Below are 17,096 nucleotides of genomic sequence, written 5' to 3' on the forward strand. Positions count from 1 at the left end.
CTAATATTAAATAATAAAAAGATAAAGTGTATTATTTTAACTGTGTATGGCTTAAAACGGTGTCATTATGTATACTTTTTATAATACCATCAGCTAATCCTATTTTTGGTACATATATATCTTTTGCTCCACACCACTTCATTGCAGATAGATAGATACGTGTCGCGGGAATAATAACATCTGCTCTATCTTGATTTAAACCTAATTGCGTGATGCGTTCTTCATAAGAATGAGTTTGAAGCATATTGTAGTACGACGTCAAATAAAAGTAAGTTAACGGTTTGCCCATTGCTTTACCAGATACTTTAAATATCTTATTTATATTACCTCCAGAGCCTATAACATCAATTTTATCGTATTTTTTTGTGTGCGTTTTTATCCATAGTTCTAAATCCTGCCAAGTTTCTTTTTTTACAATATCATTTAACAAACGTACTGTTCCTATTTTAAAAGATTTTGATATAATTTTTTCACCACGATAAATTACACTAAACTCTGTACTACCACCACCAACATCTACATATAAATACGTTTTTGCTTTATCTATAAATGTATGAAGATCTGTAGCTGCTATAATTGCCGCTTCTTCTTCTCCTTCAATAATGTCTATTGGTATACCTGTGCTTTTTAAAATTTTGTTAGCTACTACTTGTCCGTTTTTAGCTTCACGCATTGCAGATGTTGCACAGGCTTTAAATTTTTCAACTTTATGAGATTTCATTAATAGCCTAAAAGCCTGCATAGTGTCTAACATGCGCTCTGTGTTTTCTGGAGAAATTTCTTCGTTCAAAAAAACATCTGCTCCTAAGCGTATTGGTACTCTAACCAACGAACTTTTTTTAAAAGTTGCTGGCTTATCTTTTTCTTCAATTATGTTAGCTATAAGTAATCTCACGGCATTAGATCCAATATCTATTGCTGCGAATTTTTTTATTTTTAGCATTCGTTTAATTTATTTTTATAATAGTCGTAGGTTGCGAATTGGGCTCTTACTTTTTCTTTGTCGTTGCGCTTATATATATTTTTTTGTTTAGCATCTATTATTCTTGCTTTAACATTATCATTCCAACAAATATTAAAAGTATCTATTAATTCTTCTTTTATACTAGCATCGTAAATTGGGCAACTTACTTCTACTCTATTATCAATATTCCTAGTCATCCAGTCTGCCGAAGAGATGTATACTTTTTCATCGTTATTATTACAAAATACATAAAGCCTAGTATGTTCTAAAAACTTATCTATTATACTTACAACTTCAATATTTTCACTCATACCTTTTACACCAGGAATTAAACAACAAATTCCTCTAACAATCATTTGTATTTTTACACCTGCGTTACTGGCCTCATATAATTTATCTATCATTTTATAACTAGATATACTATTCATTTTTAGTCTTATATAAGCTGGTTTACCTTCTTTTTTATTTTTAATTTCTTTATTTATTAAATTAAAAAAAGCATTTTGCGTATAATGTGGTGATGTAATAATGTGCTTATAGCGATACATTTTATAGTTTACAGAAAAGAAATTAAAAACTTTGTTTACGTCTTTTAATATTTTTTGGTTTGATGTAAATAAAGTATAATCTGTATAAATTTTTGCAGTAGACTCGTTAAAATTCCCTGTACTTATAAAGCCATATCGTACTAATTTAGGTCCTTCTTCTCTTTCTATAACACACATTTTACTGTGCACTTTTAAACCTTGTACTCCAAATATTAATTGTATGCCTTCACGTTGCATTTGTTCTGCATATTCAATATTGGCTTGTTCATCAAAACGTGCTTGAATCTCCATTGAAACAGTAACTTTTTTACCGTTAATTGCAGCGTTAATTAGCGAGCTGGCAACATGAGAAATTTGTGCCAGCCTGTAAATTGTAATTTTTATGCTTTTTACTTGAGGGTCTAATGCTGCTTCACGTAAAAACTTTACAATGTATGCAAAGGTATGATATGGTGTGTATTGTAAATAATCTTTTTTTGAAATTGCTTTAAATATGCTGTTTTCTAATCCTAAGTTTTTAACGGGTAAAGCTGTAATTTTATCATATAACAAATCTGTTCTTCCTAAGCTTGGAAAATTCATATAATCACGACGGTTGTGATATCGACCTCCAGGTATAATACTGTCTGAAGATTCTATACTCATTTTATCCATTAAAAAATCTAGTGTATGTTTATCTATACTTTTATCGTAAACAAAACGAACCGGTTGGCCATCTTGCCTATCTTTTACACTATTACTAATTTTTTCCATAAAACTTTTACTTAAATCACTTTCTAAGTCAAGCTCTGCATCACGTGTAATTTTTATCATATGTGCCGATATAGAATTATACTCGAAAATATTGAAAATATCATCTAAACAGAAACGTAATAAATCGTCTAAAATAATAATAGACTGTTTTCCATTCTCTTCTGGAAGTTCTACAAAACGATCCATGTTTTTGGAGATTTCTATAAGCGCATATTGGTGCTCTCCATTTTCTAAACTCATATTTATTGCAAGATATGCTGCGCTATCCTTAAGATTTGGTATTGCTGCATCTTCATTTAAAATTATAGTTACTAAAGCAGGACTTACATGCTGAATGAAATAATTTTTTATAAAAGATTTTTGAGTATTACTTATTTGTTTTTCGGTGATAATAAATATGTTTTCAGATTTTAATTTTTGCTGAATATTATTTAAAATCTTTAAGCTTTCAGCTTGTTTTTTTATTACTGTTTGAGTAATAATTTCTAATAATTCTGAAGCTCTTATACCTCCTAATTGACTTTTTCCTTCTTTTCCAGCTTCGTCTATACGTTTTACTGTTGCATATCTAACTTTAAAAAATTCATCTAAATTATTAGAAAAAATCCCTAAAAAACGAAGACGTTCAATTAATGGAACGTTCTCATCTGATGCTTCCTGCAGCACTCTTTCATTAAATTGTAACCAACTTAATTCTCTATTAATATAGCTGAAATTAGAAGTTTTTTTAATCATTTAATTATAAATTTTTTAACAAATATATTATAGTTTTCTTATTTAAGGTGTTTTGGAAAAAGTATTGTTTTAGTTTCTCCTTTTTTTATGTTTTCCCATTTATCTGTAGCAAAGTGAATTTCCACAAAACCAGAAGTTGTTATGTTATCTATAGCTTTACTTCCATAGGTATTTGCTATATTGGTTAGCGCATTATTATGTCCAAAAACAAGCAGTTTATCGATAGAATTATTACAAGATTTTAAAACGTTCAATAAAGACTGACCTGAAAAATCATAAACTTCATTATTTATTAAAAAATTTACTTTTTTAAGATTTAAGTTTTCAATAAAAATTTTAGCTGTAGTTTTTGCTCGCTCTGCTCCACTACTTATAATTAAATCTGGACTTAATGAAAAGGTTTTTAAATGGTTTGATATTAAATTAGCATCATTAAATCCTCTTTTTTTTAAAGGACGATCAAAATCTCGCAAATCATATTTCCATGATGACTTTGCATGACGAACTAAATATAGAACTTTATTGCTTTTTGTCGGTATTTCTTGCATTTAATCGGATTTAGTGTTACATTTGGTTTTTTAACGAATATTTAAGTTATTAAACTCATTTATTTGAATTAGAATTTAAATACTATTTCATTTGTATACGCTATTAATACCCAATAAATCAACCTACTTTGTGACGCTTATGGTGCACTTCCCTTGACTGTAGATTAATATCATAATAGTAATTAATGGCATAACTTTTATTAAAACAGTTAAAATTTTTGTTATGAAAATAAATCATTTCAAAGCAAAGTTAAATATTAATATTAATGTTTTCGTTTATAGCAAGTTAATTATTTGTTATGCGGAAACACTTTTTTATGCAATTATTTCTCAGTTAATGGAGAATAACAATATTAAATCAAATGTAAATCTTGTGCCTACTTATAGATCCATTTGTAAAATCCCAAATTATGCTATCTAAAACCAACTTTTCAAAAATGTCTTTAGTTAAGCGCACTATTACAGTGCTTCCGCTTTTTATTTTATTTTTATCAGCGTCAACTTTAAATGCTCAAATTAAAAAAGCGTTTACGCCTAGGTATAACGAAACAATTAGTGGCCAAGTAACAACTATTGCAAATAATGTTGTTTCTGCACATCCTACGTTAAATTACAATGGTTCGTTTGACAATCATAATTTCAACACTTTTTATGTTGATATAGATAATGACAACTCTACGTTTAACTCTAGCAGTGCTAATTTAGCAAACCCTAGACCTGGCGATAGCTGTTTAGAGATTGAAAGAGTGTTATTATATTGGGCTGCTGCAGATAAAGGACCTATTTTTGGAGGTACTGAATTTGATAATGAACCTAATTGGAATTTTAACGATGTAAAAATAAAACTTCCTGGTCAAGCTAATTACACAACCATAACTGCTGATGAAGTTATTTACCGAGGTAGAGATGAACACTTTATAAACGATCCTTACGTTTGCTTTAAGGACATAACTGCAGATGTAAAAAGCTTAAGTTCACCATTTGGCACCTATCAAGTAGCTAATGTTGAAGCTAAAACTGGTACTCTTTTTTCTCATGCTGGAAACAACACTGGTACTTCTGGTGGTTGGCAAATTGCAGTGGTTTATTCTAGTCCAGATTTAGAGCAAAGAAATATTACTTTATCTGATGGTTATGTACATATAGCTAGTTCTACAAATAATATAGATTTTAACTTTAGTGGTTTTCAAACTGTACCTAATGGTCCTGTTAACACCAATGTTTTGGTTGGTGCACTGGAAGGTGATAGAAGTTTAAGTGGAGATAGGCTTCAAATTCAAGATATAAATGGAAGTTTTGTAGATATTAGTACACCTTCACGAAATGCCAATAATTTTTTTAATAGTAGAATTACCATTGATCCAAATGGAGCGGATTTTACAAACAGAACACCTGCAAGTACTAACACTTTAGGTTTTGACGTTGCTTTATTTCCTTTAAGCAATCCTGGTAAATCTATTTTATCTAACAACCAAACGTCTGCAACAATTAGATTAAGATCTACGCAAGAAACTTATGGTTTATTTTTATTAGGTTTTTCAATAGAAGTTTATCAACCAGATGTAGAAGTTGCTTTATTAGGATCTCCAACATCTGTTACTCCAGGTCCTACTCCAACTATAATTAATTTTAATACACAATTAATTAATAGTGGTAATGATAATGCTGAAAATGTAATTCTTTCTACGGTAATAGACTCTGAAGCAGAACTCGTTTTACCAATTACAGGTTTACCTGCTGGTGTTAATTATACTTATGATGAAGCTACACGATTATTAACCTTTACTGTAGATGATGGTATTTTAACATCAAACTCTCAACCTTTAGATATAAATTTCCAAGTAGAAATAAATGATGAATGTTACTTTTTAGAAAATAATGATGATGGCAATTTTTCTATTCAATTAAACACAAGTTATAACGGACAGATTAATAATTCAAATCAATCAACTGTTAGTTCTCAAGATTTTGATGCTTGTTCAAACGGAAATCTTAATACTACAACTGTAACAATTAATACACCTGAGCCTCCAACTTGGGAAACTGAACCTGGAGAATTAGATGTTACAATAGAATGTGATGATGCTAATGCTTTAAATGATGCTCAAGATTTAGCTCCTGTTACAAATTGCGAAGGGTTACCGCCTATAAAAACTTCTGGTTCATTCGTTCAAAACGGAACATGTAATTCAAACGGAACATATACAAATACATTTACTTTAACAGACGCTTACGGTAATGAGATTGACACTTATACACAAACCATTACAATTCAAGATACTCAAGCACCTGTAATAGATACAACTGCTTTCGATTTTACTGTGCAATGTGATGGTAATGGAAATACAACAGCACTTAACGATTGGTTAAATTCTAATGCTGGAGCCGTTGCTTACGATACTTGTAGTGAACCAATTATCTGGACTAATGATTTTAGTGGATTGTCAGATGAATGTGGTGGTACAGGATCTGCTATTGTTACTTTTACAGCAACAGATCAATGTGGAAATTCTAGTACTACATCTGCTTCATTTACAATAATTGATACATTACCTCCAACAATTGTTGGTTTCCCTTCAAATGTAGATAATAGTCAACCATCATGTGTAGATGTTCCTGTTTTAAGTTTTGAAAATTACACAGAAGAATCTGGAGACGGAAATGTAAATACCTATTTACAAGGAGAGGTTTTTAGATTTACTGAAATAGCTCCTGGTGTTGATGCTTTAGTTAATATTGTAGCTACAGTTAATACAACAATTCCTGTTTTTGATGATAACTCTACAGGAAGTGATTCATTTAGACCAAGAACAGCTTTTTCAATAGCAAATAATGGGGATAGAGCTTATACTGAGTTTAGATTCGATTTTGTTCAAGCAGGAACAACAACGCCTACTAGTTTACCAGAATTCTATTCAAATTTTAATGATATTGATGGTAATAATAATTATGGAGAAGTAAATTGGACTCAATTTACAAATAGTTATACTGTTAATGACCCTACAGATTTAACAATTACAGAAGAAGGACCTTGGATTGTTGCTACTTCTGGAACTACGGAATATACAGGCGTAACAAATGCAAATCCTCAAGCTAATTTTACTACTAGAAATACTAATGCATCAAGTTTTTCTTTTAGAGTTGGTGTTGAAGCTAGAAAAAACAATGTTTCTGGAAGTGGAAGACAACATAATATTGAATTTACTTGTATTTCTAATTATACAGATGCTGTTACAATTTCTGAAGAAATTACAATTGAATGTGATGAGCTAGAACCTGCTGAAGATTTAACAGCTACTGATGAATGCGGAAGTGCTACTATTAATTTTGAAGAAACAACAACTCCAGGAACTTGTGAAAATGAATTTACTGTAGAGAGAACATGGACTGCTACAGATGAATGCGGTAATACAACAACAAGAACTTTAATAATAAATGTTGTAGATACCACTCCTCCTACTTTTACTGCGCCTGCTGATATTGAAATATTTACTGATGACTCTTGTAATTATGATGCGACAGTAACTCAAACTGGTGATGTAACAGATGAAGCTGATAACTGTTCTACTTCTATCGATGCTACTTTTACTGATGTAGTGACTGCTGGTGATTGTGAAGGTGCTTATATCATTACGAGAACTTGGACCTTAACGGATGATTGTGGAAATACTGCTACTGAGCAAACACAAACTATTACGGTTTCTGATAATACTGCGCCTACTTTTACTGCACCAGCTGATATTGAAATATTTACTGATGCCTCTTGTAACTATGATGCTACAGTAACTCAAACGGGTGATGTAACGGATGAAGCTGATAACTGTTCTGCTTCTATCGATGCTACTTTTACTGATGTAGTGACTGCTGGTGATTGTGAAGGTGCTTATATCATTACGAGAACTTGGACCTTAACGGATGATTGTGGAAATACTGCTACTGAGCAAACACAAACTATTACGGTTTCTGATAATACTGCGCCTACTTTTACTGCGCCTGCTGATATTGAAATATTTACTGATGTTTCTTGTAATTATGATGCTACAGTAACTCAAACGGGTGATGTAACGGATGAAGCTGATAACTGTTCTGCTTCTATCGATGCTACTTTTACTGATGTAGTGACTGCTGGTGATTGTGAAGGGTGCTTATATCATTACGAGAACTTGGACTTTAACTGATGATTGTGGAAATACTGCTACTGAGCAAACACAAACTATTACGGTGTCTGATAATACTGCGCCTACTTTTACTGCACCAGCTGATATTGAAATATTTACTGATGCCTCTTGTAACTATGATGCTACAGTAACTCAAACGGGTGATGTAACGGATGAAGCTGATAACTGTTCTGCTTCTATCGATGCTACTTTTACTGATGTAGTGACTGCTGGTGATTGTGAAGGTGCTTATATCATTACGAGAACTTGGACTTTAACGGATGATTGTGGAAATACTGCTACTGAGCAAACACAAACTATTACGGTGTCTGATAATACTGCGCCTACTTTTACTGCGCCTGCTGATATTGAAATATTTACTGATGCTTCTTGTAATTATGATGCTACAGTAACTCAAACGGGTGATGTAACGGATGAAGCTGATAACTGTTCTGCTTCTATCGATGCTACTTTTACTGATGTGGTGACTGCTGGTGATTGTGAAGGTGCGTATATCATTACTAGAACTTGGACTTTAACTGATGATTGTGGAAATACTGCTACTGAGCAAACACAAACTATTACGGTGTCTGATAATACTGCTCCTACTTTTACTGCGCCTGCTGATATTGAAATATTTACTGATGCTTCTTGTAACTATGATGCTACAGTAACTCAAACGGGTGATGTAACGGATGAAGCTGATAACTGTTCTGCTTCTATCGATGCTACTTTTACTGATGTGGTGACTGCTGGTACTTGTGAAGGTGCTTATATCATTACGAGAACTTGGACTTTAACTGATGATTGTGGAAATACTGCTGCTGAGCAAACACAAACCATTACAGTGTCTGATAATACTGCGCCTACTTTTACTGCGCCTGCTGATATTGAAATCTTTACTGATGCTTCTTGTAACTATGATGCTACAGTAACTCAAACGGGTGATGTAACGGATGAAGCTGATAACTGTTCTACTACACTTGATGCTACTTTTACTGATGTGGTAACTGCTGGTGATTGTGAAGGTGCTTATATCATTACAAGAACTTGGACCTTAACTGATGATTGTGGAAATACTGCTACTGAGCAAACACAAACTATTACAGTGTCTGATAATACTGCGCCTACTTTTACTGCGCCTGCTGATATTGAAATATTTACTGATGCCTCTTGTAACTATGATGCTACAGTAACTCAAACGGGTGATGTAACGGATGAAGCTGATAACTGTTCTACTACACTTGATGCTACTTTTACTGATGTGGTGACTGCTGGTACTTGTGAAGGTTCGTATATCATTACTAGAACTTGGACTTTAACTGATGATTGTGGAAATACTGCTACTGAGCAAACACAAACTATTACGGTGTCTGATAATACTGCGCCTACTTTTACTGCGCCTGCTGATATTGAAATATTTACTGATGCTTCTTGTAACTATGATGCTACAGTAACTCAAACGGGTGATGTAACGGATGAAGCTGATAACTGTTCTGCTTCTATCGATGCTACTTTTACTGATGTGGTGACTGCTGGTACTTGTGAAGGTGCTTATATCATTACGAGAACTTGGACTTTAACTGATGATTGTGGAAATACTGCTACTGAGCAAACACAAACTATTACGGTGTCTGATAATACTGCACCTACTTTTACTGCGCCTGCTGATATTGAAATATTTACTGATGCTTCTTGTAATTATGATGCTACAATAACTCAAACGGGTGATGTAACGGATGAAGCTGATAACTGTTCTACTTCTATCGATGCTACTTTTACTGATGTGGTGACTGCTGGTACTTGTGAAGGTTCGTATATCATTACAAGAACTTGGACTTTAACTGATGATTGTGGAAATACTGCTACTGAGCAAACACAAACTATTACGGTGTCTGATAATACTGCGCCTACTTTTACTGCGCCTGCTGATATTGAAATCTTTACTGATGCTTCTTGTAACTATGATGCTACAGTAACTCAAACGGGTGATGTAACGGATGAAGCTGATAACTGTTCTACTACACTTGATGCTACTTTTACTGATGTGGTTACTGCTGGTACTTGTGAAAGTGCTTATATCATTACGAGAACTTGGACTTTAACTGATGATTGTGGAAATACTGCTACTGAGCAAACACAAACTATTACGGTGTCTGATAATACTGCGCCTACTTTTACTGCACCAGCTGATATTGAAATATTTACTGATGCTTCTTGTAACTATGATGCTACAGTAACTCAAACGGGTGATGTAACGGATGAAGCTGATAACTGTTCTGCTTCTATCGATGCTACTTTTACTGATGTGGTGACTGCTGGTACTTGTGAAGGTACTTATATCATTACGAGAACTTGGACTTTAACTGATGATTGTGGAAATACTGCTACTGAGCAAACACAAACTATTACGGTGTCTGATAATACTGCCCCTACTTTTACTGCGCCTGCTGATATTGAAATATTTACTGATGTTTCTTGTAATTATGATGCTACAGTAACTCAAACGGGTGATGTAACGGATGAAGCTGATAACTGTTCTGCTTCTATCGATGCTACTTTTACTGATGTAGTGACTGCTGGTGATTGTGAAGGTGCTTATATCATTACGAGAACTTGGACCTTAACGGATGATTGTGGAAATACTGCTACTGAGCAAACACAAACTATTACGGTGTCTGATAATACTGCGCCTACTTTTACTGCACCAGCTGATATTGAAATATTTACTGATGCTTCTTGTAACTATGATGCTACAGTAACTCAAACGGGTGATGTAACGGATGAAGCTGATAACTGTTCTGCTTCTATCGATGCTACTTTTACTGATGTAGTGACTGCTGGTGATTGTGAAGGTGCTTATATCATTACGAGAACTTGGACTTTAACTGATGATTGTGGAAATACTGCTACTGAGCAAACACAAACTATTACGGTGTCTGATAATACTGCGCCTACTTTTACTGCGCCTGCTGATATTGAAATATTTACTGATGCTTCTTGTAATTATGATGCTACAGTAACTCAAACGGGTGATGTAACGGATGAAGCTGATAACTGTTCTGCTTCTATCGATGCTACTTTTACTGATGTGGTGACTGCTGGTACTTGTGAAGGTTCGTATATCATTACTAGAACTTGGACTTTAACTGATGATTGTGGAAATACTGCTACTGAGCAAACACAAACTATTACGGTGTCTGATAATACTGCGCCTACTTTTACTGCGCCTGCTGATATTGAAATATTTACTGATGCTTCTTGTAACTATGATGCTACAGTAACTCAAACGGGTGATGTAACGGATGAAGCTGATAACTGTTCTACTTCTATCGATGCTACTTTTACTGATGTGGTGACTGCTGGTACTTGTGAAGGTGCTTATATCATTACGAGAACTTGGACTTTAACTGATGATTGTGGAAATACTGCTACTGAGCAAACACAAACTATTACGGTGTCTGATAATACTGCACCTACTTTTACTGCGCCTGCTGATATTGAAATATTTACTGATGCTTCTTGTAATTATGATGCTACAGTAACTCAAACGGGTGATGTAACGGATGAAGCTGATAACTGTTCTACTTCTATCGATGCTACTTTTTCATGATGTGGTGACTGCTGGTGCTTGTGAAGGTGCGTATATCATTACAAGAACTTGGACTTTAACTGATGATTGTGGAAATACTGCTACTGAGCAAACACAAACTATTACGGTGTCTGATAATACTGCGCCTACTTTTACTGCGCCTGCTGATATTGAAATATTTACTGATGCTTCTTGTAACTATGATGCTACAGTAACTCAAACGGGTGATGTAACGGATGAAGCTGATAACTGTTCTGCTTCTATCGATGCTACTTTTACTGATGTAGTGACTGCTGGTGATTGTGAAGGTGCTTATATCATTACGAGAACTTGGACCTTAACGGATGATTGTGGAAATACTGCTACTGAGCAAACACAAACTATTACGGTTTCTGATAATACTGCGCCTACTTTTACTGCGCCTGCTGATATTGAAATATTTACTGATGCTTCTTGTAATTATGATGCTACAGTAACTCAAACGGGTGATGTAACGGATGAAGCTGATAACTGTTCTGCTTCTATCGATGCTACTTTTACTGATGTGGTGACTGCTGGTGATTGTGAAGGTGCGTATATCATTACTAGAACTTGGACTTTAACTGATGATTGTGGAAATACTGCTACTGAGCAAACACAAACTATTACGGTGTCTGATAATACTGCACCTACTTTTACTGCGCCTGCTGATATTGAAATATTTACTGATGCTTCTTGTAACTATGATGCGACTGTAACTCAAACGGGTGATGTAACGGATGAAGCTGATAACTGTTCTGCTTCTATCGATGCTACTTTTACTGATGTGGTGACTGCTGGTACTTGTGAAGGTGCTTATATCATTACGAGAACTTGGACCTTAACTGATGATTGTGGAAATACTGCTACTGAGCAAACACAAACTATTACGGTTTCTGATAATACTGCACCTACTTTTACTGCGCCTGCTGATATTACTATTAACTGTGAAGAAAACCCAGATAATTTAACTTTAACTGGTGATGTGACTGATGAAGCAGATAATTGTTCTTCTGGATTAGAAGCAACATATACTGATACTACTAATCCTGGTGCTTGTGAAAATGAAGTAACAATCACAAGAACTTGGTCTTTAACTGATAACTGTGGGAATACTACAACAGCTATACAAACTATAAATGTTCAGGATAATACTGCGCCTGATATTTCTGCACTGCAGTAGTGAATCTGTTATTACTAGAACTTGGACCTTAATTGATGATTGTGGAAACACAACTACTCAAGTACAAACCATTACAATTCAAGATACAACCGTACCTACTTTTACTGCGCCTGCTGATATTGAAATCTTTACTGATGCTTCTTGTAATTATGATGCGACTGTAACTCAAACGGGTGATGTAACAGATGAAGCTGATAACTGTTCTGCTTCTATCGATGCTACTTTTACTGATGTGGTGACTGCTGGTACTTGTGAAGGTGCGTATATCATTACTAGAACTTGGACCTTAACGGATGATTGTGGAAATACTGCTACTGAGCAAACACAAACTATTACAGTGTTAGATAATACTGCGCCTACTTTTACTGCGCCTGCTGATATTGAAATATTTACTGATGCTTCTTGTAATTATGATGCGACTGTAACTCAAACGGGTGATGTAACGGATGAAGCTGATAACTGTTCTGCTTCTATCGATGCTACTTTTACTGATGTGGTTACTGCTGGTACTTGTGAAGGTACTTATATCATTACTAGAACTTGGACCTTAACGGATGATTGTGGAAATACTGCTACTGAGCAAACACAAACTATTACGGTGTCTGATAATACTGCGCCTACTTTTACTGCGCCTGCTGATATTGAAATATTTACTGATGCCTCTTGTAACTATGATGCTACTGTAACTCAAACGGGTGATGTAACGGATGAAGCTGATAACTGTTCTACTTCTATCGATGCTACTTTTACTGATGTAGTGACTGCTGGTACTTGTGAAGGTGCTTATATCATTACTAGAACTTGGACCTTAACTGATGATTGTGGAAATACTGCTACTGAGCAAACACAAACTATTACGGTTTCTGATAATACTGCACCTACTTTTACTGCGCCTGCTGATATTACTATTAACTGTGAAGAAAACCCAGATAATTTAACTTTAACTGGTGATGTGACTGATGAAGCAGATAATTGTTCTTCTGGATTAGAAGCAACATATACTGATACTACTAATCCTGGTGCTTGTGAAAATGAAGTAACAATCACAAGAACTTGGTCTTTAACTGATAACTGTGGGAATACTACAACAGCTATACAAACTATAAATGTTCAGGATAATACTGCGCCTGATATTTCTGCTTGTAATGTTACTGATCAAACTGTTGAGTGTACTGCTGATCTAAATCAAACGATCGCTGACCAATGGAATGCTGATAATATTGCTGCTTTGGAAGCTTGTGCTACTGACAATTGTGACACTTCTTTCTCTGGTCAAGTATCTTCTGATTACGATTACAACAACTTAAACACGGTATGTGGTCCTTGTGGAAATATTACTGTAACATATACGGTATCTGATAATTGTGGTAATACTTCAACGGTAACTGCTACTCTTTCTTTTGGTGATACTACTGGTCCTGATCTTTCTTCTTGCGATGTTACTGATCAAACTCTTGAATGTGATGGGCAAAACAACCAAACAATTGCTGATAACTGGAATAATGATAATATAACTGCTATCCAAGCTTGTGCTGATGATATTAATGTTACTATTACTTCTAATTATGACTTTAATAATTTAAATGCTACTTGTGGTGCTGGTGGAACTATAAGCGTTACTTATACTGCTACTGATGATTGTGGAAATACTGCAAATATTAATGCTACTTTAACTCTTGAAGATTCTACTGATCCATCTTTTACAACGCCTCAAGATATTACTATTAATTGTGATCAAGATCCTACAGATTTAACGCTTACTGGTGATGTAACGGATGAAACAGATGCTTGTTCTGGCGCTTTAAATGCTACTTTCCAAGATTCTATCGCTGCTGGGAACTGCAGTAGTGAATCTGTTATTACTAGAACTTGGACCTTAATTGATGATTGTGGAAACACAACTACTCAAGTACAAACCATTACAATTCAAGATACAACCGTACCTACTTTTACTGCACCAGCTGATATTGAAATATTTACTGATGCCTCTTGTAACTATGATGCTACAGTAACTCAAACGGGTGATGTAACGGATGAAGCTGATAACTGTTCTGCTTCTATCGATGCTACTTTTACTGATGTAGTGACTGCTGGTGATTGTGAAGGTGCTTATATCATTACGAGAACTTGGACCTTAACGGATGATTGTGGAAATACTGCTACTGAGCAAACACAAACTATTACGGTTTCTGATAATACTGCGCCTACTTTTACTGCGCCTGCTGATATTGAAATATTTACTGATGCTTCTTGTAATTATGATGCTACAGTAACTCAAACGGGTGATGTAACGGATGAAGCTGATAACTGTTCTGCTTCTATCGATGCTACTTTTACTGATGTGGTGACTGCTGGTGATTGTGAAGGTGCGTATATCATTACTAGAACTTGGACTTTAACTGATGATTGTGGAAATACTGCTACTGAGCAAACACAAACCATTACAGTGTCTGATAATACTGCACCTACTTTTACTGCGCCTGCTGATATTGAAATATTTACTGATGCCTCTTGTAACTATGATGCTACAGTAACTCAAACGGGTGATGTAACGGATGAAGCTGATAACTGTTCTGCTTCTATCGATGCTACTTTTACTGATGTGGTGACTGCTGGTGATTGTGAAGGTGCTTATATCATTACGAGAACTTGGACTTTAACTGATGATTGTGGAAATACTGCTACTGAGCAAACACAAACTATTACAGTGTCTGATAATACTGCACCTACTTTTACTGCGCCTGCTGATATTGAAATATTTACTGATGCTTCTTGTAACTATGATGCTACAGTAACTCAAACGGGTGATGTAACGGATGAAACTGATAACTGTTCTGCTACACTTGATGCTACTTTTACTGATGTGGTGACTGCTGGTACTTGTGAAGGTGCGTATATCATTACGAGAACTTGGACCTTAACGGATGATTGTGGAAATACTGCTACTGAGCAAACACAAACTATTACGGTGTCTGATAATACTGCACCTACTTTTACTGCGCCTGCTGATATTGAAATATTTACTGATGCTTCTTGTAACTATGATGCGACTGTAACTCAAACGGGTGATGTAACGGATGAAGCTGATAACTGTTCTGCTTCTATCGATGCTACTTTTACTGATGTGGTGACTGCTGGTACTTGTGAAGGTGCTTATATCATTACGAGAACTTGGACCTTAACTGATGATTGTGGAAATACTGCTACTGAGCAAACACAAACTATTACAGTGTCTGATAATACTGCACCTACTTTTACTGCGCCTGCTGATATTGAAATATTTACTGATGCTTCTTGTAATTATGATGCTACAGTAACTCAAACGGGTGATGTAACGGATGAAGCTGATAACTGTTCTACTTCTATCGATGCTACTTTTACTGATGTGGTGACTGCTGGTGATTGTGAAGGTGCGTATATCATTACGAGAACTTGGACCTTAACTGATGATTGTGGAAATACTGCTAATGAGCAAACACAAACTATTACGGTGTCTGATAATATAGGACCAGACTTATCAAATTGTGATGTGACAGATGAGACAATTGAATGTACAGGTTCAGATAATGAAACAATTGCTAATGATTGGAATGCTTCAAATATTGCAATTTTAACAAGTTGTGGAGTTGATAATTGTAATACAAATAACACAAATACAGTAGTTTCAGATTATGACTTTAACAACTTAAACTCATCTTGTGGTGTTGGAGGAACAATAACTGTTAATTATACAGTTGGTGACAACTGTGGAAACACGACAACTATTCAAGCTACCTTAACAATTGAAGATAGTATTGCTCCAATATTATTAACAGATATAGATGCTTCAATTTATGTGACTTGTTCAGAAATACCAGAACCTCCTACTTTAGAGTTTACAGATGACTGCTCTACTTTAGATGTAACTATCGATTTTACAGAAACTGATACAAGCGATGGATCTGGAGAAGATTATCAAATATTTTGGACTTGGACTGCTACAGATTCTTGTGGTAATATTAAAGAGATTACACAAACTTTAAATGTTGTAAGTGAAGATTTTGTTGTAGAACAAGAAGATGCTAGATGTTTTAATGATGGACTAATTGATTTATTTGAATATTTAGATGAAGGAGCAGATATTACTGGAACATGGACTGTAATTTCTGGTGACACAACAATAGAAGATGGTATATTTGATCCGTTAGAAGTTGAATTAGGTAATTATACTTTCAGTTATACATTACCTGAAGGAAATTGCTTAAAAACTACAGAAGTAACAATAGAAATTAATGATGAATGTATTGAATTACCATGTGGTGTAGACACATTCAAAATTTCTAAAGCTGTCACACCTAATGGTGATGGATTTAATGATTTCTTTGAAGTTGGTGGTGTTAAAAAATGTGGGTTTATAATCGAACTACAAATATTTAATAGATATGGTGGCATTATTTTTGAATCTAAAAACTACCAAAACGACTGGAATGGTTCTTCTATTAGAACATCTTTAGGAGGTGCAGATAAGTTACCAAACGGAACTTACTATTATGTTGTTATAATTCAAGACAGTGGTTTAGATCCAATAACAGGACCACTATACTTAGGTACTAAATAAT

General features: G+C 34.6%; 7 protein-coding genes. 4 read left to right on the forward strand and 3 right to left on the reverse strand.

From position 1 onward, the window contains the following. Nucleotides 1-31: 31 nt before the first annotated feature. From LACAL_RS13265 to LACAL_RS13275, 3 genes are read right to left on the reverse strand one after another with little or no spacing between them, the layout of a single operon-like run. Entirely contained in the window at nucleotides 32-943 is a 912-nt protein-coding gene (locus LACAL_RS13265) for a Ppx/GppA phosphatase family protein (protein WP_013871268.1), read from the reverse strand. Continuing rightward, a complete protein-coding gene (gene ppk1 / locus LACAL_RS13270) occupies nucleotides 937-3,000 on the reverse strand; it encodes a polyphosphate kinase 1 (protein ID WP_013871269.1) in 2,064 nt (687 codons plus the stop codon). The genes LACAL_RS13265 and ppk1 overlap by 7 nt, the downstream gene beginning before the upstream one ends. A 38-nt stretch (nucleotides 3,001-3,038) precedes the next feature. Then, a complete protein-coding gene (locus LACAL_RS13275) occupies nucleotides 3,039-3,548 on the reverse strand; it encodes a histidine phosphatase family protein (RefSeq protein ID WP_013871270.1) in 510 nt (169 codons plus the stop codon). Between the two features lie 410 nt (nucleotides 3,549-3,958). Between LACAL_RS13275 and LACAL_RS13280 the strand changes: the two genes are divergently transcribed. From LACAL_RS13280 to LACAL_RS13295, 4 genes are read left to right on the forward strand one after another with little or no spacing between them, the layout of a single operon-like run. After that, complete coding sequence (locus LACAL_RS13280; RefSeq protein WP_013871271.1) at nucleotides 3,959-7,726, forward strand: hypothetical protein; 3,768 nt, start codon at nucleotides 3,959-3,961, stop codon at nucleotides 7,724-7,726. Then, nucleotides 7,683-11,318, forward strand: a complete 3,636-nt coding sequence (locus LACAL_RS13285; RefSeq protein ID WP_013871272.1) for a hypothetical protein — start codon at nucleotides 7,683-7,685, stop codon at nucleotides 11,316-11,318. The genes LACAL_RS13280 and LACAL_RS13285 overlap by 44 nt, the downstream gene beginning before the upstream one ends. Continuing rightward, on the forward strand, nucleotides 11,302-12,498 hold the full coding sequence (locus LACAL_RS13290; RefSeq protein WP_013871273.1) for a hypothetical protein: 1,197 nt from the start codon (nucleotides 11,302-11,304) through the stop codon (nucleotides 12,496-12,498). The genes LACAL_RS13285 and LACAL_RS13290 overlap by 17 nt, the downstream gene beginning before the upstream one ends. Next, on the forward strand, nucleotides 12,455-17,095 hold the full coding sequence (locus LACAL_RS13295; protein WP_013871274.1) for a gliding motility-associated C-terminal domain-containing protein: 4,641 nt from the start codon (nucleotides 12,455-12,457) through the stop codon (nucleotides 17,093-17,095). The genes LACAL_RS13290 and LACAL_RS13295 overlap by 44 nt, the downstream gene beginning before the upstream one ends. The last annotated feature ends 1 nt before the right edge of the window (nucleotide 17,096 follow it).

It is taken from the genome of Lacinutrix sp. 5H-3-7-4, from assembly GCF_000211855.2.
Lineage (GTDB): Bacteria > Bacteroidota > Bacteroidia > Flavobacteriales > Flavobacteriaceae > Lacinutrix.